Genomic DNA, 17,740 nt, shown 5'->3' with positions numbered 1-17,740 from the left:
GATTTGTTGGCCCGTCCTTTCACCTTCTGGCGGCGCGAAGTGGGCGAAACGGGCGACACGTTGTGCCGTACGAGGGCATGAACCCGCATGTCAGACGCGTAGGGAGGGGCGGAGCCCAGCGCAGGACTCCCCTTGCCCACGCACTGCATCTTCTTTATGAACGCAATGCGGTGGGGCGAGTTCATCAACGCAATGCGATGGGGCGGGGCGGCAGGTGGCGGGTCTCCGCCGCGACGCAGGCGCGCAGCGCGGCGGCGAAAGGGCCTGCCGGGGCAAGTCGGCCGAGGAGTGCGTACGCCTCCTCGCGCAGCCGCGTCACGTCATCGTGGTAGCCGCTCAGGGTGGCAGGGTCGAGCATCATGGCGCGCAGCCGGTGGCGGCTGGCCGCCGAGGCCGGGGCCCGCGCCAGCAGCGAACGCGCCTGGCCGCGCCGGGGCTCCGGGGTGCGGTGCAGCAGGTGGACGAGGAGGTAGGTGGCCGTCCTGTTGCGCAGGTCCTCGCAGTCCTCGGTGCGCAGGTCGTCCTCGTCGTTGCGGAACTGGGCCAGCATCCCGAGAAGGTGACCGAACCGGCCCCAGTCGGCGATCGCCGCCCGCACCGCGGAGCTCTCGTCCTGCCCGGCGGCGAGGCGGGCCGCCATGGTGCAGGCCATGGCGTAGACGGCCCCGCTCTTGTCCCGGTAGACGGCGAGGACCGCGTCCGGCGTCAGGGCGTGCGGGTCGCCGAGGAGGTCGCCCAGTTGGCCGTTGCTCGCCGTGGTCCATGCGGCGAGGTAGTCCTGCCGGAGACCTCGACGCAGCCATGCGGGCGCGTTCATCGCCGACAAGGCGCGCAACGGCAGCGCCCAGCCGCACTCCAGGGCCGCCGTGAGTGCGACGCCGCTGGGCAACCCGTACATGCGCGGACCCGCGTCCGTGTCCGTGACGTCGTCGAAGGTGTTGGCGGCGCGCCACCACAGCGCGTGCACCGCGGCGACCGGTACGGCGGGCTCGGCGCTCCCCGTGACCGCCGCGTGCACCAGGAGGGGCAGCGACAGTTCGTGGGGGGACGGCCTGCCCCGGGTGACTAGGTGTCTCAAGGCCTTGCCCAGGGGTGCGTGGCGTGGGCGGTAACCGTCGATGAGGTCGTCCAGATACGCGTGGACCCGCTCACACGTGTGAGCCACCGGTGTTTGCACTGGTTCCGCTGTTTCCGCTGTTTCCGCCTCCGCCGAAAGCTGTGGGCTTGGCTGCACGCTGCGTCTCCGGGGTACGGGGTCGGTCTCGGGGGGTACCTGCCCAGGGTGCGGCCGTACGTACTGTTCCGCACGCCCATGTCCGCACGCCCAACTCTTCAGCGCGCCGCGACCGCCTCGACTTCGATCCGAACGTGCGACCAAGAGGAGCAGCATGTCCCAGCCCACCACCGTGCTCGCAGGATTCGCCTTCACCGAGTCGCCGCGCTGGCGTGCCGGCCGTCTGTGGTTCTCGGACTTCTATCAGGAGCGGGTCTTCTCGGCGGCCGAGGACGGCTCGGACGTACGCGTGGAGGCCGTCGTCCCCGGGCAGCCGTCGGGCCTCGGCTGGCTCCCCGACGGCCGCATGGTGGTGGTCTCGATGCGGGACGCCAAGATCCTGCGGCGGGAGCCCGACGGCGAACTGGTGGTGCACGCCGACCTCGGCGGCCGGGCGCGCGGGTACGCCAACGACATGGTGGTCGACGCGCGCGGCCGGGCCTGGGTCGGGAGTTTCGGCTTCGACCTGATGGGCGGCGCGCCGCTCGCCCCCGCCGCCCTCCACCGCGTGGATCCCGACGGCCGCGTCACCGAGGCCGCGACGGACCTGTGGTTCCCCAACGGCATGGCGCTCACCCCGGACGGGACGCTCCTCGTGAACGAGACGTTCGGCAACCGGGTCACCGCCTTCAGTGTCGACGCGGACGGGAATTTGGGCGACCGGCGCGTGTGGGCGCGGTTCGGTGAGGTCCCGGCCGGCCGTGAGTTCGGCGAGGTGCTGTCGCAGCTCGTGGTCAGCCCCGACGGGGCGTGCCTGGACGCCGAGGGCGGCCTGTGGATCGCGGACGCCACCGGGGCGCGGCTGCTGCGGGTCACCGAGGGCGGCACGATCACCCAGGAGATCGGGCCGGGCAGCAACGTGTACGCGTGCGCGCTGGGCGGCGCGGACGGCAGGACCCTGTTCGCGTGCACGGCGCCCGACTTCTTCGAGGAGGCCCGGCGCCCCGTCCGGGAGGCCGCGATCGTGGCGCTGCCGGTCACCGTGCCAGGACTCGCCCCCGCGTCCGGATCCCGCGCCGGAACCTGACCTCGGCGCCGCCCGGCCGATTCTCGGTCTGGCGGTCATGTGGCCCCGGGCGTAGAGAGAAAGGCGTACCCCAGGGAGGCCTCGTGGACACGACCATGACCAAGGGCACGTTCCGGGACGCGTTCAAGAACCGGAGCATCGCGCTGTCCGCGCTGGCGCGCGGCGCGGGCCGGGACCTCGCGCGGCGGGCCAACGCGACGGCCGGTCCGTCGGACGCCGCGCTGCGCACCAAGGCCGAGTTCAACGCGTTGTACGACCTGCTGCTCGCCGAGCAGCGGGCCGCGGCGGGCGCCCCGGCCGACGACAGCCTCGTATGTCTCGGTCCGGACGGGCGGCCCACTGCGGTCGGGCGGATCGTCGGGGAGCTGCTCGACGCGGCGGAGGACAAAACGGAGTTCTTCGCTCAGGACATGTATCAGGTCAAGGTCACCGGATGGCCGTCCGGCGTGTTCACGGCGGACGAGGTGATGGAGGCTCCGCCCGGCGCGCGCCTGACGCTGGCCAGGAGCGGCGCGGCGGCGGACGACACGCTGCTCTCGACCCCGTCGTTCTCCATGGTCAACAGCGGCAACATGACGGCGCACGCGCCCAAGCGCTCCTGGAAGATCAACTTCGAGGTGGGCGACAGCGAGGACCGGCTCTACGGCATGGAGCGGATCAACCTCAAGTCCATGTACAACGACCCCTCCCAGATGCGCGAGGCCGTCGCCTGGCGGCTCCTGGAGCGCGCGGGCATACCGGCGGCGCAGCACACGTACGCGACGTTCTCGCTCAACGACCGCTACATGGGGCTGTACTCGGTCATCGAGCAGGTCGACAAGAAGTTCCTGAAGGACCACTTCGGCAAGAACGCCGAGGGCAACCTCTACAAGGCCTACTGCGGCGACGTCGGCTGCGCGACCCTTGAGCACCGGTCCGGCACGGACGGCACCGACGGCGGTCGGCAGTACTTCACGGCGGGCTCCCTACCGGACGACCGTACGTACCGCCTCAAGACGAACGAGGACGATCCGGCCGCCGCCACCTACGACGACCTCGCCACGCTCGTCCGGGCGATCAACGGCGTACGACTGGAGGGCGACGAGAAGCGGTTCACGACCGACGCCTTCCGCGCGTCGGTCGAGGAGGTCCTGAACGTCCGGGCGTTCCTGCGCTGGGCGGGCGCCAACGTCCTCCTGGGCAGCTGGGACAACTACTTCGCGACGCCGTCCAACTACTACCTCTACAACGCGGGGCGGCTCGGCGACCCGACGGGGTTCATGGCCCGCCCGTACTTCACGTTCATCCCCTGGGACTACGACAACAGCTCGGGCATCGACTTCTTCTCGACTCCCTGGCAATACACGGACCTGCTCGACTGGCCCGCGATGAGCCGCGACTACTGCCGGATCACGCACGCCCCGCACGAGGTGTCACAGCTGCCGCTCTTCACCAACCTCCTGCGCCACCACGACTTCGCCCAGTACTACCTCGACCACCTGGAATTCCTCCTCGACACGGAGTTCGGGCCCGAACAGATCGCCGCGCTCCTCGGCGCGGAGGGCTCTGGGCGCACCGACGGACTGTGGCAGCTCGTCGCGCCCGCCGCGTACGGCGAGTCCGTCAGCCCGCACGGACAGCCTTACACGGGGCGGCAGTTCACCAATGACGAGGTGTACCGCGCCGGGTACCGCCAGTGGGAGCTAAGCCGCGGCTCGCAGTTCACGTACGGGATCTACCACTACACCCGGATGCGCTACGACCGGGCGCGCGAGCAGCTCGCCGAGTTGCGCAAGACCTACCCCGAAGGCGCCGCCGGCGCTCTCTTCCCGACCGCGATGGAGGCACTGCCCTCATGACCGCGAACAAGAAGACGACGCACGAGCTGCGCCTGGTCAAAGAGGCCAAGATCCGGGACCTGATCGGCGACACCGCAGGTGACCGGCTGGAGGCCAGCGGTGTGCTCTACCGCGACGGGGTCTTCCTGATCGTCTGCGACAACCTTCCCTTCCTCATCCGGGTCAGCAGCGAACTGTCGCCGAAGGCACCGGAGAACGGCCTCGTCAACGCCCGCAGGAAGCGGACGCGCACCACGAAGAAGTCCGCCGCGTCGGCGGCGAACCAGGGCTACGAGGACATCGCCCACGACACCCGCCACGACCACCTCTACACGCTGAGCGAGGCCGAACCGGTCAAGCCCAAGAAGTTCCGCGCCCGCGTCCAGGAGTACGACGCGAAGCTGCGCCCCGTCGGCTCCGCACCCCTCGACTTCGACCTGGCGGACGCCAACAAGGGCATGGAGGGCCTGGAGTGGGTCGAACGCTCGGGCCGGGGGTACCTCCTAGGCCTCTGCGAGGGGAACCTGTGCGCGGGCGGCGCGAAGGGCAGGAAGCCGGGCGGCGGCCGCATCCAGGTGTTCCGGCAAGGGGGCAAACGCTGGATCAACACCGCCACCATCCGGCTGCCCAAGTCACTCCCCTTCGAGGACTACAGCAGCGTGTCCGTGCGCGACGGACGGATCGCCGTCCTCTCCCAGGCGTCGTCGGCGCTGTGGGTGGGCCGCGTCTCCACCCGCAAATGGCAGGTCGACGAAGGCACCGTCTACCGTCTCCCGACCGACAGCAAGGGACGTACTCTCTACGGCAATCCGGAGGGCGTCTCCTGGGTCTCCGCCGACCATGTGGTGATCGTCTCCGACCGGGCGAAGAAGGGGCCCCAGAACGAGCGGTTCCGCGCGAAGGACCAGTCGGTGCACCTGTTCCTGATCCCGGGGAACAACGTCTGAACCGCCCGTCCGCCCATGTGCTGTCGGTGGTGGCCGTCAGTAACGGTGGCCGGGCCAGTGCGGGTCCTGCCAGCGCTCCTCACCGGTGAGCCCCAACAACCGTACGCGGTGCAGTAGTTCGTCGCAGCGGCCGATGGCGCGCAACCTGGCCAGGGCGTGGCGGCACAGCCAGCGACTCAGCTCGACGCGCATCTCCTCCCCGTTCTCCCACGCGAACCAGGGAAGTTGATCGCCGAGCAGCTCGTACTCGAACTCGGTCACCGTCTCGACCAGGTGCTGATCGGCCGCGGGCCCGGCGAGCACCTCCCAGGTGCGCAGCCACGGGCGCACCGTGCCCGATGCCTCGGCGAGCACTTTGAGGACCTCGTACGCGGGGACGAAGGGCTCGGGGTCGGTCAGCGTGTGGGTCCACCACGCGTGCAGGAACTCGCCGACCTCCCCGGCCTGCTCGGCGGGCCACCGCTGCCAATGACCGAGCGCGAACGAACGTCCCACCGTCTCCATGCCGAAGAGAGCCTCGACGCGGCCGCCGACGAGCGCCCGGGCGAACTGCGGCAGGATCCTGCGCAGCACCGACGCGTGATCGCTCCAGTCGATCGCCTCCCATGTGCGCTCCAACAGGTCGGGATCCAGCTCCGTGTCCGCGACCTTGAGCTGGGCGAGCTCCTCCGCGCTGCCCCAATGGCACTCACAGTTGTGCTCGTCGGGGTGGGCGGTCATGCCTTGGAAGGTGACCGCGAGGCCGTCCAGCGCGGCGTCGAGCCGGCGCCTGGCACGGGACCGGTCGGAGTGCGTCATGGTCGTCCGCCTTGCGGGACTCCGGGAGGGCCTGCCGCCCGAAGATCGTCACCTTACCGGCGTGGTGTCGGCACGGCGAGCGCATTGTGTGCCGTAGCGCACCGTGTGCCATAGCGCGTCGTGAGCCGTAGCGCATCGCGTGCCGTCACGAGATGAGGAGATCTTGTGATGCTTTTGTTAAGCACCTGGCGTTGACGGACATGTCTGGCTGCCTGACGATCAATGCGGCCATCAGCGATCTTGTGGCCATTTCCTTTCTCACCTCACCTCACCTCAGGTCGACGCGCGCGGGGAACGGCGCGCGGCCCGGGCAGCTCGAAAGCGAAGAACACCTATGTCAGCAGCAGTAGTGGCGCGATGCGCCGTCGTCGGCGGTGCGGCCGCCGTGTGCCTGGTGGTCGCCGGGGGTGCCGGCGCGTTCGCGCACGGCACGCCGGGCGGTGAGGGCTGGGAGCGGCAGGACGCCCGCGCGTACACGGCGAAGGGCTCGACTCCGGCCCAGGACACCAGCGGGGACTGCGAGTTCTCCCTGGACGGCAAGGTGTGGGCGGCCGCCGTGAAGGTCGACGACCTGTCCCTCAAGCCGGGCACCGACGGCAAGGTGCACGTGCAGGTGCGGCCCGCCGGGGGCAGCGACGGCTGCACCGTCTCCCTCGCCTCGTACCGCACCCACGGCGCGACGTGGAACACCTCCGGGCTGCAGGTCTTCCACGACTTCGACACCGTGACCGTCAAGGCGGGCGAGAGCGGGACCCTGGACATCTCCGTTCCTGACGCCGGCTGCTACGCGCAGGTCGACCTCTACCGCGGCAGCGTGAAGTACGACGGGCTCACCGACGCGAACGACGGTCTGGTCCACGGCGACCTGCCGCAGGGTCCCGACCGGGCCGTCATCAAGGAGAAGAACGTCGCCTGGTGGAACGGCGGCACCCGCGACTGCACGACGGAGACGGCATCGCCGACCCCGACCCCGTCCGCCTCGACCCCGGCCGAGGAAGAGCCCGCCCCGGCCACCTCGACCCCGGCGGCGCCCGCCACGGAGTCCACCGTCCCGAGCGCGTCCGCGACCCCCGCCACCTCGACGAGCGCCCCGGCCGCCGCCGACACCCCGGCCGCGTCGCCCTCCACCTCGGCACCGGCCGCCGACGGCGACCTCGCCCAGACCGGTGGCGGCAACACCACCGCGATCGCCGCAACCGCCGCGGCTCTGCTGGCCATAGGCGGCGGCGTGCTGGTCGTCCTGCGCCGGAGGAACGCGAACGGCCGCGCCTAGTCGTCCCCGGGCGGGTCAGGCGCCGCGGCTCGCGGTGCCCGACCCGCTCATGCGGCGGGGCGGCGGACGCCTGCCGTCCCGCCATCGAAAGGACCCCATGTACCGCTCCACCCGTCACACCCTCGAAGCCCTGACCGCCGTCGTGCTGCTGACGGGCGTGGCCTCCGGCTGCTCGGACGCACCCGATACGCCGACGGCCCCGGAAGCGCGGAAGACAGCGAGCCGTACGACCGCGTCGTCGCCCTCGGCCGAGGACAAGACCCGCGCAAGGCTGGACGAGCAAGCCCGCACCCGACTCGGCGCCCCGGACGAACTGGACGAGCGCGGCGCGGACTTCGTCTCCTCCGGCTCACTGGCGATACCCGGGGAGAACCTGGACGAGCGCGTCGGCCGCGGCACCGAGCTGCAGGTACAAGTGACGTGCGCGGGACGCGGTTCGGTCACCTTCACCGCGGTCTCGGGCTCCGCCAAGAAGGCCGTACGCGTCGACTGCGCCCGGTCGATGACCAACACGTTCGACCTCACCACGGCGGCACCGCGCTTCGCGATCCAGGCGGACTCCGCCGAGGCGGCGCAGGTGGGCACGGCGTATCTGGTGCGCCAGGTCACCTGACCCGGCAGTGACGCGGCAATGACCCGGCAGTGCCCCGGCAGCTTAATCAGGGTGCGGAGAGCAGTCGCGTATCCCTACGCTCGGCCCCATGCCCCGCGACACCACCCTCCTGAACGTCATCGACGTGGAAGCCACCTGCTGGGACGGGGCCCCGCCGCCCGGCTCCGTGCACGAGATCATCGAGATCGGCCTCACGGTCATCGACCTGTCGGCGCGGCGCCGGCTGTCCCGGCACGGCATCGTGGTCCGCCCCGTACGGTCGACAGTGAGCGACTTCTGCACCGAACTGACCGGGCTGACGCAGGACGAGGTCGGACGGGGCGTCACCTTCGCCGAGGCGTGCCGGACGCTCACCGACGAGTTCGAGGCGGCGCAGCGTCCCTGGGCCAGCTGGGGCGACTACGACCGCCGGCAGTTCGTGCGGCAGTGCCGGGCGGACCAGGTGCCCTACCCGTTCGGCACCCCACCCGAGCGCACCCACACCAACGCCAAGGCCGTCTTCGCCGAGGCCTACGGCCTGCGCAGGCGCCCCGGCATGGACGGCGCCCTCAAGATCGCCGGCCTGCCACTAGAAGGACGCCATCACCGGGGTGAGGACGACGCGTTCAACATCGCCGCGCTCGTCCTGGAGTTGCTGAATCGCGGGGCGTGGCCGAACCCGCTATCAGCCGACTGACCGGCCCGGCAGGGCACGACGGCCCTCCCTGGCGCGGAGGGCGAGGAAAGGGACGGGCTCCCCATCGGTACTTCGGGTTCTTCGCTTCGCCTGCGCCTTGTGCGCGAAGCGCTGACGGTCGTCGCGGCGTCAGCACCCGACCAGACGGCCTGGCTGAAGAAATACGGTGTCGCGACGGACGAGATCGCCCTCGACCTCGAGCACGCGTGCCTCATCGCCGGCCGACTCGTGGACGAGGGCTTCCTCGCTCGTGACGTGCTTGCCGACCTGCGAGCGATCGAGGCCATCTTCGACGAGATGACAAGCGAGCAGGGCGCGGACGGGGCCCGATGGGCGACAGCGGCTCTCGGTGACGACCCAGGGTGGTGCCGCGCCCGTGAGCTGGCGCAGCGCGTGCTTGCCGGTTGGGGTGCGGACATCATCGGGCTGCCGGAAATCTGTGTCGTCCGGTTTCCATGACGCGGGCAACGCGTCATGACGCACGCAGTGCCGCGCCCGTCAGGCGTCCGTGTCGTGTCTGGGCCACATGCCCCGGCGCGGCTGCTGGCAGGTCAGGAGTGCGAGGTCGTGACGCTGGTCGTGTGGCTCGTGGTGCTGGGGATCGTCTTCGACACCTTCACGAAGTAGGCCTCGCCCGCATCGGTGAAGCCGCTCTTCGTCTTCGACCACGTCCCGCCGTGCACGGTCGCGGAGTTGTCCGCCCCTCCGTACGCGGGCCCCGTGTCGGCCGACGCGAGACCCGCGCCGCCGATCACGAACGGAGTGACCAGGGCGCCGACGGCAAGGTACGTGGCAATGCTGCGCATGAGATGCGGTCCTTTCGGAGGGTTCACCGGCCCGGACGGACCCCGGCGGGCTGTGCGCCGCGGGGCCGGTGGAGGCGGCCGGAACTCCACACGCCCATGAGCCTGGCCCCGCACGGCTCCCCGCGCATGCTCAGCGCCGCCCTGGGGTGACAGGGCGGCGCGCTCGGGTGACGCACGCGCACCGCGGCGTGGCATTCGCCTGACACCACGTCAACTGTTCAGCGGGGCGCGGTCCATCCGGGGGCGACGCGTGCCCAGGACGCCCCCCAACGGGCGAGGTGGTACCGCTCGATCCTGCGGTCGACGTAGGCGTACACGCCCAGGGCGAAGAGCGGAACGGCGATGGCGGTGATGACCACACGCCCCATGGCACGGTCACGGATCTGTTGGGTCGTCAGGGGCGCGTCGGTGATCCTTCCTTCGGCGTCGACCCATACGCGGACGGTGCTGCCCGCGCTGGACGCGGGCTCGACGTCCGTACGCGCCGTACGAACGGCTCCCCGGGGATCGATGAAACGGACGGTGACCGGATACCGGGCCTCCTTCGCCTCGTCCGATCCCGGTTCGGGGTGGCGGGGAGCGTCGTGCAGCAGCTCCGCGGAGGTGGCGTGCCCGGTGGCGGTCTGCTGCCGGGCCGCTTCCGTCAGCCGGCGATGCACCGTGTCGCCGACCAGCGACATGGCGGCCGGGGTCGCGGCCAGCACAGCCAGGAAGAGGCCGACGGCGATCCACGCCTGGGCGAGGTCCGTCGGGCGGCGCAACGGGTTGTGCCGCCACCGCCACAGCACCACGCGCGGAAGTTCTTCGGGCGGGTGGGCCGGGGGTATCTCGCGGTCCACTGTGTTTCTCCTTTCGAGTCAGCTGTCAGCCGCCCTGCCGTCTGTCAACCGCCCTGCCGTCCGTCAACCGCCCTGTCAGTTGTCAGCACCGCGTTTCTTTCGGGCCGTGGACGGGTCCGGGCCAGCGGTGGTGCGCCGCGTCCGCCGTCCCGGGGGTCGCGGAAGGGTGGCCGTGCGCCGCCCGCAGCAGTTTCGCGGCGCCGCGCACCGCTGCCGTGTGCGGGGACGGGACGAGCCGTACGGGCACCTGCAACCGCCCGGTGAGATGCCAGGTGACGTCGGGACGCAGAGCACCTCCGCCCGCGAGAAGCGCCCCGCGTCGCAGGGCGTCGGACATCTGGGAGGTGCTGTCCTGGTCCAGCATCCCGGTCACCATGGCGGCGACCGCGTCCGTGAGCTGCGCGGGCGGGGCGAGGCAGTCCAGGTCGCTGGTGCCGAGGGCGGTGCGGCGGGCGTCGGTCACCGCGCCGTCGGTCAGGAGCGTGACCTCGGTGACGTGGGCGCCGAGGTCCACGACGAGGACCGGGTGGGCGAGATCGGCGTCAGCGGCCTCGGCCACGGCGCGCGCGGCGGGGACGGTCAGCACGGTGCGGGGCCGCAGGACCTCGACGGCGGCGCGGGCCTCGGCCCGGTAGGCGACGCCGCCCAGTACGGGCGTGGTCAGGATGAGCAGGGGCCTGCCGAACCGGGGCAGCCGGGGCCGGAGCAGCCGGTCGAGCATCCGGGCGGTTCCGGCGGTGTCGACGATGGTGCCCCGCTGGATGGGGTAAGTGGCGCCGTCGCCGGGGAAGGTGACCGTGGGCACGTCGAGGATCATGCGCCGCCCGGAGACCCACGCGCGCGTACGGGCGCTGCCCAGGTCGAGGGCGATGCCGGAACACCGTCGGCACCAGGGCCACGCGCGGTGGCGTACACCAGCGGTCCCAGGCCCGGTCCCGGGACCGGGCTCGCAACCGGGGCCGGGGCCAGGGCCGGGGCCGGGGCCGCCAGTCATCGGCCGGCCTCCCTGACCTGCTGGCAGCGGGCGCAGTAGCGGGCCTGCGGCACGATCGTCAGACGCTCGCGGGCGATGGCCCCGCGGCACAGGTGGCAGACGCCGTAGAGGCCCTTGTCCATGCGCGCGAGAGCCGCCTCGACGTCGGCGAGGACCATCCGGGCGGACGCGGCGAGCTTGACCCGCACCTCCGTCTGGGAGGGCGTCTGACGGGCCCTCAGCGCGTCCGCACGGGACGAGGCCATGAGCTGTTGGAGCTGCTCACGGCGGAAGAGGCGTTGCTCGTGCAGGTTCTCGCGCAGCGCGGCGAGGTCCTCGGCCGACAGGGTCGTGATGCGGTCCTCGTCGATGGACTGTCGGGTGGGTTGGCTCAGTTGGGTCAGGTGCATCAGGTGGGTCACCGGGTCACCCCTCGGGCAGGGCGGAAGGAGGTCGCGGAGAGGCGGGGGTCAGACGGCTTTGCGCTGGCAGGGCACGCAGAACGGCGTGTAGGGCAGGATCTCCAGTCGCTCGACGGGAATGGGCTTGGCGCAGGTGGGGCAGACGCCGTACGTCCCGTCCTGGAGGCGGAGGAAGGCCGCGTCGATCTCGGTGAGGACCCGCCGCACGGTGTCCCTCTGCGCGGACAGCACCCCCTCCTCCGAGTCGGCCCCGGCCTCGTCGATCGCCCGGAGCTGAGTGAGGCGCGTGGTCCGTTCGTGCGCCAGGCGCTCACGGGTTTCGTGCGGTGTCAGCCGCGCAAGGCGGGGTGCGGGCTGGGAGGACGTATCGAGGGACATGGTCGGTCCTCTTTCGGTCACGGTTGGCAGCGATTGCTCCCACCCTGGCCGGGATGGCACGCGAAGCCCATCGGGCGCGATACCCATCTCTGCCCCTGCCTCTGCCTCTGCCGGGCCGGGCCCCGCCTGCTCCGCCAGGCCGGGGCTCCGGAAATGGGCATTGGTGCCCATCGACTGCGGTACGGGGACCAGGCAGCCTGGGCGGCAGGCCCTCCGAGCTGGGCGGCAGGCCCGTCGAGCTGGTCGGCAGGCCCGTCGAGACCGGGGGACGCGGTGCACGTGCCGGGTGCGCGGTGACCGAAAGTAGAGACAAAGCCCCGTTTCCTAGGAAAGGCGTCACCCCGGTGTCCTTGTTCTGGCGGATCTTCGCGCTCAACGCGGTCGTGCTGGGAAGCGCCACCGCGCTGCTGCTGTGGGCTCCGGTGACCGTCTCCGTGCCGGTGGTGCTGACCGAGGCGGTCATCCTCGTGGGAGGACTCGCCGTCATGCTCGTCGCGAACGCGGCGTTGCTCCGGATCGGCCTGTCCCCGCTGGACCGGCTCACCCGGCTGATGGCCACCGTCGATCTGCTGCACCCCGGGCAACGGCTGCCGGAAGGGGGCCGCGGTGAGACCGCCGAGCTGATCCGCACCTTCAACGCCATGCTCGAACGCCTTGAGCACGAGCGGGCCTCCAGTAGCGCCCGCGCCCTGTTCGCGCAGGAGGCGGAGCGGCGCCGTATCGCCCAGGAGCTGCACGACGAGGTGGGCCAGAGCATGACCGCGATCCTCCTCGCGCTCAAACGGGCCGCCGACGACGCGGACGAACCGCTGCGCGGCGAGCTGCGTCAGGCGCAGGAGATCACCCGGGAGAGCCTGGACGAGGTGCGGCGTCTGGTGCGCAGGTTGCGTCCGGGCGTCCTGGACGACCTCGGTCTCGTCAGCGCTCTGACCTCGTTGACCAGCGAGTTCTCCACCCATGTGGGGCTGCGTGTGGTGCGCCGCTTCGAGACCGGCCTGCCTGCCCTCGACGAGCAGACGGAACTGGTGCTGTACCGCGTCGCGCAGGAAGCGCTGACCAATGCGGCCCGGCACGCCGGGGCGAGCCAGGTCGAGGTGGGCCTGCGGCGGACCGGGGACGCGGTGGAGCTGGCCGTCGTCGACGACGGCCGCGGCACCGGAGCCGCTCGCGAAGGGGCGGGCATGCGCGGGATGCGCGAGCGAGCACTGCTGATCGGGGCCGGTCTGGACGTCACCTCACAGCCGGGGGCCGGTACGACGGTCCGGCTGACCGTGCCCCTCGTCAGGAACGTCAGGAAACAGCCCAGCCAGGAAACAGCCGTGACAACAGCCGTGCCCACCCCCCAGGTTTCCAGGAAGCAGCCATGACCACGCCCCGCACCTCCGCGATCCGTATCCTCCTCGCCGACGACCACGCGCTGGTACGTCGCGGAGTGCGGCTCATTCTCGACCAGGAGCCGGACCTCGAGGTCGTGGCCGAGGCCGGGGACGGCGCGGAGGCCGTCGAAGTGGCCCGCGCCCATGACGTCGACCTGGCCGTGATGGACATCGCCATGCCGCGCATGACGGGCCTGCAGGCCACCCGTGAACTGCTCGCGCTCAAACCGTCCCTGCGCGTCCTGATGCTGACGATGCACGACAACGAGCAGTACTTCTTCCAGGCGCTGAAGTCCGGCGCCAGCGGCTACGTGCTGAAGTCCGTGGCCGACCGCGATCTGGTGGCGGCCTGCCGGGCCGCCATGCGCGACGAGCCGTTCCTCTACCCCGGCGCGGTCACCGCCCTCATCCGCAACTACCTCGACCGTGTCCGCAACGGCGAGGAGCCTCCCGAGCAGGTGCTGACCGCGCGCGAGGAGGAGGTCCTCAAGCTCGTGGCCGAGGGCCACTCCTCCAAGGAGATCGCCGAGTTGCTCTTCATCAGCATCAAGACCGTCCACCGGCACCGGGAGAACCTGCTGCACAAGCTCGGTCTGCGCGACCGCCTCGAACTCACCCGGTACGCGATCCGCGTCGGCCTGATCGAAGCCTGAACGAGGGCTCCGCCGCCGTGTGGACGATCCTCCTCGCCCTCCTCCTCACTCTCCTCGGCCCGTCCGTTCCGGGGGCCGAGCACCCCCGTCCGTCGGTCGGCGAGTCCTGTACGGCCACCGTGGACGCCGCGCATCCGGCCGACTCCGCCGCGGCCGCCCTGCGCAACCAGCGGGACGCCACGGGCGAGCGTCATGCCCCGCCGCTTCCCGCCCCTGGCACGTCACTTGACGCGGAAACCGGGCCGCTCCACCCCGCGCGGCCCCCGGTCGCGGCGGAAGACCGGCCCGCGCCCGTCCGACCGGCACACCGTCACGGGGTCAGGGCGCCGCCCGCGCTCTCCGGCACGTCGTACGCCCCTCCTTCCTCCCTCCCTTCTTGACCGCGGTCACGGCCTGGCCGCGGTGTGCCCGCCGGAGGCTCCCGTGACCCGTTCCCGAACCCGACCCCGAACCCGATCGCACCGCCTCAGAGGGCTGATCGCCCTCGCCGCCGTCGCCCTGTCCCTGTATGTCGCACTCACCGTCCCCGTCCATCTGGGCCTCGATCTCCGGGGCGGCACCCAGATCGTGCTGGAGACCCGCCCCACCGCCGCCGACGACGGTGAGGCGACGGACCGCACCGTGGAGGTGTTGCGCGGCCGTGTCGACGCGCTCGGTGTCGCCGAGCCCACCATCGCCCGTTCCGGCAGCGACCGGATCGTCGTCGAACTGCCCGGCGTGCAGGATCCCCGTGAAGCGGCGGAGGTGCTCGGACGCACCGCCCAACTCTCCTTCCACCAGGTGCTCGGCGCCGCTTCCGGCGACCGAGGCGCATTGCCCGAGCGGCAGGACGGCCAGGTGAACAACCAAGAGAACCAGCAGGAGAACGAGCAGGCGAGTAAGCAGGCGAACGAGCAGGCGAACGAGCAGAGGAACGAGCACGTGATGGCCGACGAGTCCGGCCATCCCCTGCGCCTCAAGACGGCCGCGCTGACCGGAAGACACGTCGACAAGGCGGCCGCCCGCTTCGACCAGGAAAGCGGCGCCGGATGGCACGTCACCGTCGACTTCGCGGGAGCGGGCAAGGCGGGGTGGGCCCGGCTGACCGGCGAGGCCGCCTGTCACGCGGCCGGGGATCCGGCCCGCCGGGTCGCCATCGCCCTGGACGGCAAGATCATCTCTTCGCCGCAGGTCGACCCGTCCGTCTCCTGCCGCTCCGGCATCAGCGGCGGCTCCACGCAGATCACCGGCTCCTTCGACGACCGCGAGGCCAAGGAGCTGGCCCTGCTCATCAACGGCGGCGCGCTGCCCGTGCCGGTCGAGACCGTCGAGCAGCGGACCGTCGGACCCACCCTGGGCGCGGAAGCCATCAGGGCCAGCGCCTGGGCCGCCGCCCTCGGCACCGCGCTGACCTCGCTGTTCATCATCGTCGTCTACCGGATTCTGGGGCTACTCGCCACCGTCGCCCTGGCCTGCTACGGCCTCGTCGCCTATGCCGCTCTCGCCGCGCTCGGTGCCACTCTCACCCTGCCCGGCCTCGCCGGTTTCGTCCTGGCCATCGGCATGGCGGTCGACGCCAATGTGCTCGTCTTCGAACGCGCCCGCGAGGAGTACGTCGCCGGTCACCGCTCCACGCCACGCTCGGCCCTGGCCACGGGGTTCAAGAAGGCGTTGAGCGCGGTGGCCGACTCCAACATCACCACGCTCATCGCCGCGGGGCTGCTGTTCTTCCTCGCCTCCGGGCCCGTACGGGGGTTCGGCGTCACCCTGGGCATCGGTGTCCTGGCCTCCATGCTCAGCGCGCTCGTCATCACCCGCGCCCTCGCCGACCTCGCCTTCGCGCGGCCCGGTCTGCGCCGCCGCCCCCGCCTCACGGGCATCGCCCACACGGGCTCCGTCCGCGCCCGGCTGGCCCGGACGAACCCGAACCTGTTGCGTCATCCGCGCCGCTGGCTGGCCGTCTCCGCCGTGGTCCTCGCCCTTGCCGCTTCCGGCATCGCCGTGCGCGGGCTCGATTACGGGGTCGAGTTCACCGGTGGCCGCCTCATCGAGTACTCCACCAACTCCGCCGTCGACCCGGACCGGGTCCGCTCGGCGCTCGCCGACGCCGGATTCCCGCAGGCCGTCGTGCAGACCTCGGGCGAGCACCACCTCACCGTCCGCACCCAGCGGCTGACCGACGCCCAGGCCGCGGCCGTCACCGACGCCGTCACCGGCCTGACCGACGGGGCCGACAAGGCCCACGGGGCCGACAAGGTGCGCGACGAGGCCATCGGCCCGAGCCTCGGCAAGGAGCTGCGCGACGGTGCTCTCATCGCCCTGGCCGTCGCCCTGGGCGCGCAACTGATCTACCTCGCGGCCCGTTTCCGCTGGCTCCTCGGCACCTCGGCGGTCGCCGCGCTCGCCCACGACGCCGTCATCCTCATCGGGGTCTTCGCCTGGCTCGGCAAACCGATCGACGGTGTCTTCCTCGCCGCCCTGCTGACCGTCATCGGCTACTCGGTCAACGACTCCGTCGTCGTCTTCGACCGGGTCAGGGAGCTGGCCCGGCGCGAGAGCAAGGCGCCCTTCGACCGCATCGCCAACCAGGCGCTGTTGCAGACCTTGCCCCGCACCGTGAACACCGGCATGGGCGCCGCGTTCATCCTGACCGCGCTGGCCGTCCTCGGCGGCGACACCCTGACCGACTTCGCGCTCGCCCTGCTCATCGGCCTGGCGGTGGGCACGTACTCCTCGATGTTCACCGCCACGCCGCTGGCCGTCGCGCTGCGGCGCCGCGGCTGACCGGCGCCGCCGGGCGCCCCGTCACGGAGTACGTGGCGGGGCGCCGGAGGGACCGGCGCCCCGGGGTGCCGTGCCGCCCGCGTCAAGGCAGCACGTGCCCGCCGGCCCGGAAGAGCCGGTACCACTCCTCCCGGGTGAGCGGGATGTCCGAGCCCGCGGCGGACTCCGCTACCCGGCCCGGGTTGGTCGTGCCGAGCACCACCTGCATGTTCGCCGGGTGGCGGGTGATCCAGGCGACGGCGACACCGGTCGGCGTCACCTCGTACTTCTCGGCCAACTCGTCGAGCGCGTCGTTCAGTTCGGCGTAGTTCTCACGGTCCCCGAGGAAGACCCCGTCGAAGAAGCCCTTCTGGAACGGCGACCACGCCTGCAGCGTGATGCCGTTCACGCGCGCGTAGTCGAGCAGGCCGTTGTCGCGGTCCACCGACTGGTCGAGGCCGCCCATGTTCGCGGCGATCCCCGAAGCGATCATCGGGCAGTGGGTGATGCTCAGCTGCACCTGGTTGGCTACCAGCGGCCTGCGGACCGCCGTCTTGAGCAGTTCGATCTGTCCGGGGGTGTGGTTGGAGACCCCGAAGTTCACGACCTTGCCGGCCGCGTGGAGTGCGTCGAAGGCGGCGGCCACTTCCTCCGGCTCGACGAGGGTGTCGGGGCGGTGCAGCAGGAGGACGTCGAGGTAGTCGGTGCGCAGAGCCGCGAGCGACTCCTCGACCGTGCGGACGATGTGCTCCTTGGAGAAGTCGAAGAAGCCGGGCCTGATGCCGACCTTGCTCTGGATCAGGATCGACTCGCGCTCCGCACCCGTCAGTTTGACGGCCTGGCCGAAGCGCTCCTCGCACGCGTGGCGCGAGGGGCCGTAGATGTCGGCGTGGTCGAACGTGTTGATCCCGGCCTCCCGCGCACTGTGGTACAGCCCGCGGACGGCGTCGTCGTCGAGATCGGCGATGCGCATCAGGCCAAGGACGACGTTCGAGGCCCGCAGTTCGGTCTGGGGGAAGGAGATCGTTTTCACCCCGCCATCCTGACGAACGGGGCGGTGCGGCGCCAGTGGCGTCCACCGCGCGAGCACCCGGCCGACGGGTGCCACCCGGCCGACGGGGCGGGGG

18 protein-coding genes are annotated in these 17,740 nt (G+C 71.4%); 10 read left to right on the top strand and 8 right to left on the bottom strand.

Translation table 11 applies throughout. From position 1 onward, the window contains the following. Positions 1–184 precede the first annotated feature (184 nt). Entirely contained in the window at positions 185–1,165 is a 981-nt protein-coding gene (locus C1N81_RS42325) for a polyprenyl synthetase family protein (RefSeq protein WP_394436921.1), read from the bottom strand. Between the two features lie 223 nt (positions 1,166–1,388). Between C1N81_RS42325 and C1N81_RS42320 the strand changes: the two genes are divergently transcribed. The 3 genes from C1N81_RS42320 to C1N81_RS42310 all read left to right on the top strand — a co-directional run bounded on the left by C1N81_RS42320 (position 1,389) and on the right by C1N81_RS42310 (position 5,064). After that, positions 1,389–2,300, top strand: coding sequence for an SMP-30/gluconolactonase/LRE family protein (locus C1N81_RS42320; protein ID WP_394436919.1), 912 nt, complete (start codon positions 1,389–1,391; stop codon positions 2,298–2,300). An 83-nt stretch (positions 2,301–2,383) separates the two neighbouring features. Continuing rightward, on the top strand, positions 2,384–4,138 hold the full coding sequence (locus tag C1N81_RS42315) for a CotH kinase family protein (protein ID WP_394436917.1): 1,755 nt from the start codon (positions 2,384–2,386) through the stop codon (positions 4,136–4,138). Then, positions 4,135–5,064: a hypothetical protein gene (locus C1N81_RS42310; RefSeq protein ID WP_394436915.1), complete on the top strand. Its 930-nt coding sequence runs from the start codon at positions 4,135–4,137 to the stop codon at positions 5,062–5,064. The genes C1N81_RS42315 and C1N81_RS42310 overlap by 4 nt, the downstream gene beginning before the upstream one ends. Positions 5,065–5,100: 36 nt before the next feature. On the opposite strand, the gene C1N81_RS42305 is transcribed toward C1N81_RS42310, so the two are convergent. After that, positions 5,101–5,862: a hypothetical protein gene (locus tag C1N81_RS42305; RefSeq protein WP_394436913.1), complete on the bottom strand. Its 762-nt coding sequence runs from the start codon at positions 5,860–5,862 to the stop codon at positions 5,101–5,103. A 334-nt stretch (positions 5,863–6,196) separates the two neighbouring features. Here C1N81_RS42305 and C1N81_RS42300 point away from each other — a divergent pair, with 334 nt between their 5' ends. The 4 genes from C1N81_RS42300 to C1N81_RS42285 all read left to right on the top strand — a co-directional run bounded on the left by C1N81_RS42300 (position 6,197) and on the right by C1N81_RS42285 (position 8,883). Then, complete coding sequence (locus C1N81_RS42300; protein ID WP_394436911.1) at positions 6,197–7,135, top strand: LAETG motif-containing sortase-dependent surface protein; 939 nt, start codon at positions 6,197–6,199, stop codon at positions 7,133–7,135. Positions 7,136–7,232: 97 nt separating this feature from the next. Beyond that, positions 7,233–7,748 (top strand): hypothetical protein, encoded by a 516-nt coding sequence (locus tag C1N81_RS42295; protein ID WP_394436909.1) that lies wholly within the window; start codon positions 7,233–7,235, stop codon positions 7,746–7,748. An 88-nt stretch (positions 7,749–7,836) separates the two neighbouring features. Further along, a complete protein-coding gene (locus C1N81_RS42290) occupies positions 7,837–8,424 on the top strand; it encodes an exonuclease domain-containing protein (RefSeq protein ID WP_394436907.1) in 588 nt (195 codons plus the stop codon). 99 nt (positions 8,425–8,523) lie between these two features. Next, positions 8,524–8,883, top strand: coding sequence for a hypothetical protein (locus tag C1N81_RS42285; RefSeq protein WP_394436906.1), 360 nt, complete (start codon positions 8,524–8,526; stop codon positions 8,881–8,883). Positions 8,884–8,975: 92 nt separating this feature from the next. Here C1N81_RS42285 and C1N81_RS42280 read toward each other — a convergent pair whose 3' ends face one another. The 5 genes from C1N81_RS42280 to C1N81_RS42260 all read right to left on the bottom strand — a co-directional run bounded on the left by C1N81_RS42280 (position 8,976) and on the right by C1N81_RS42260 (position 11,842). Further along, positions 8,976–9,230 carry a hypothetical protein gene (locus C1N81_RS42280; protein WP_394436904.1) on the bottom strand — a complete coding sequence of 85 codons (255 nt, stop codon included), beginning with the start codon at positions 9,228–9,230 and terminating at the stop codon, positions 8,976–8,978. A 218-nt stretch (positions 9,231–9,448) separates the two neighbouring features. Beyond that, a complete protein-coding gene (locus C1N81_RS42275; RefSeq protein WP_394436903.1) occupies positions 9,449–10,069 on the bottom strand; it encodes an Rv1733c family protein in 621 nt (206 codons plus the stop codon). Positions 10,070–10,151: 82 nt separating this feature from the next. Beyond that, complete coding sequence (locus C1N81_RS42270; protein WP_394436901.1) at positions 10,152–10,874, bottom strand: rod shape-determining protein; 723 nt, start codon at positions 10,872–10,874, stop codon at positions 10,152–10,154. A gap of 185 nt (positions 10,875–11,059) precedes the next feature. After that, on the bottom strand, positions 11,060–11,452 hold the full coding sequence (locus C1N81_RS42265) for a TraR/DksA family transcriptional regulator (RefSeq protein ID WP_394438571.1): 393 nt from the start codon (positions 11,450–11,452) through the stop codon (positions 11,060–11,062). Between the two features lie 60 nt (positions 11,453–11,512). After that, complete coding sequence (locus tag C1N81_RS42260; protein ID WP_394436899.1) at positions 11,513–11,842, bottom strand: TraR/DksA family transcriptional regulator; 330 nt, start codon at positions 11,840–11,842, stop codon at positions 11,513–11,515. 344 nt (positions 11,843–12,186) lie between these two features. On the opposite strand from C1N81_RS42260, the gene C1N81_RS42255 reads away from it, so the two are divergent. From C1N81_RS42255 to secD, 3 genes are all read left to right on the top strand, one after another. After that, positions 12,187–13,209 (top strand): HAMP domain-containing sensor histidine kinase, encoded by a 1,023-nt coding sequence (locus C1N81_RS42255; RefSeq protein WP_394436897.1) that lies wholly within the window; start codon positions 12,187–12,189, stop codon positions 13,207–13,209. Continuing rightward, the gene (locus C1N81_RS42250) at positions 13,206–13,871 is read left to right on the top strand and encodes a response regulator (protein ID WP_394436895.1); all 666 of its coding nucleotides are present in this window, start codon (positions 13,206–13,208) and stop codon (positions 13,869–13,871) included. Before C1N81_RS42255 ends, C1N81_RS42250 begins: the two co-directional genes overlap by 4 nt. A gap of 423 nt (positions 13,872–14,294) precedes the next feature. Then, positions 14,295–16,634, top strand: a complete 2,340-nt coding sequence (gene secD, locus C1N81_RS42245; RefSeq protein WP_394436893.1) for a protein translocase subunit SecD — start codon at positions 14,295–14,297, stop codon at positions 16,632–16,634. A gap of 82 nt (positions 16,635–16,716) precedes the next feature. On the opposite strand, the gene C1N81_RS42240 is transcribed toward secD, so the two are convergent. Next, entirely contained in the window at positions 16,717–17,646 is a 930-nt protein-coding gene (locus tag C1N81_RS42240) for an aldo/keto reductase (RefSeq protein WP_394436891.1), read from the bottom strand. Positions 17,647–17,740 lie beyond the last annotated feature (94 nt).

It is taken from the genome of Streptomyces sp. SGAir0957, from assembly GCF_043523415.1.
Note: the sequence above shows the minus strand (reverse complement) of the source record. Positions and strands in the feature narration are given on the sequence as shown.

Coding starts and splice junctions, on each gene's coding strand:
- C1N81_RS42280 (WP_394436904.1), bottom strand. CDS start 9,230: ATGCGCAGCATTGCCACGTACCTTGCCGTCGGCGCCCTGGTCACTCCG.
- C1N81_RS42260 (WP_394436899.1), bottom strand. CDS start 11,842: ATGTCCCTCGATACGTCCTCCCAGCCCGCACCCCGCCTTGCGCGGCTG.
- C1N81_RS42265 (WP_394438571.1), bottom strand. CDS start 11,452: ATGCACCTGACCCAACTGAGCCAACCCACCCGACAGTCCATCGACGAG.
- C1N81_RS42250 (WP_394436895.1), top strand. CDS start 13,206: ATGACCACGCCCCGCACCTCCGCGATCCGTATCCTCCTCGCCGACGAC.
- C1N81_RS42295 (WP_394436909.1), top strand. CDS start 7,233: ATGTACCGCTCCACCCGTCACACCCTCGAAGCCCTGACCGCCGTCGTG.
- C1N81_RS42290 (WP_394436907.1), top strand. CDS start 7,837: ATGCCCCGCGACACCACCCTCCTGAACGTCATCGACGTGGAAGCCACC.
- C1N81_RS42305 (WP_394436913.1), bottom strand. CDS start 5,862: ATGACGCACTCCGACCGGTCCCGTGCCAGGCGCCGGCTCGACGCCGCG.
- C1N81_RS42300 (WP_394436911.1), top strand. CDS start 6,197: ATGTCAGCAGCAGTAGTGGCGCGATGCGCCGTCGTCGGCGGTGCGGCC.
- C1N81_RS42310 (WP_394436915.1), top strand. CDS start 4,135: ATGACCGCGAACAAGAAGACGACGCACGAGCTGCGCCTGGTCAAAGAG.
- C1N81_RS42320 (WP_394436919.1), top strand. CDS start 1,389: ATGTCCCAGCCCACCACCGTGCTCGCAGGATTCGCCTTCACCGAGTCG.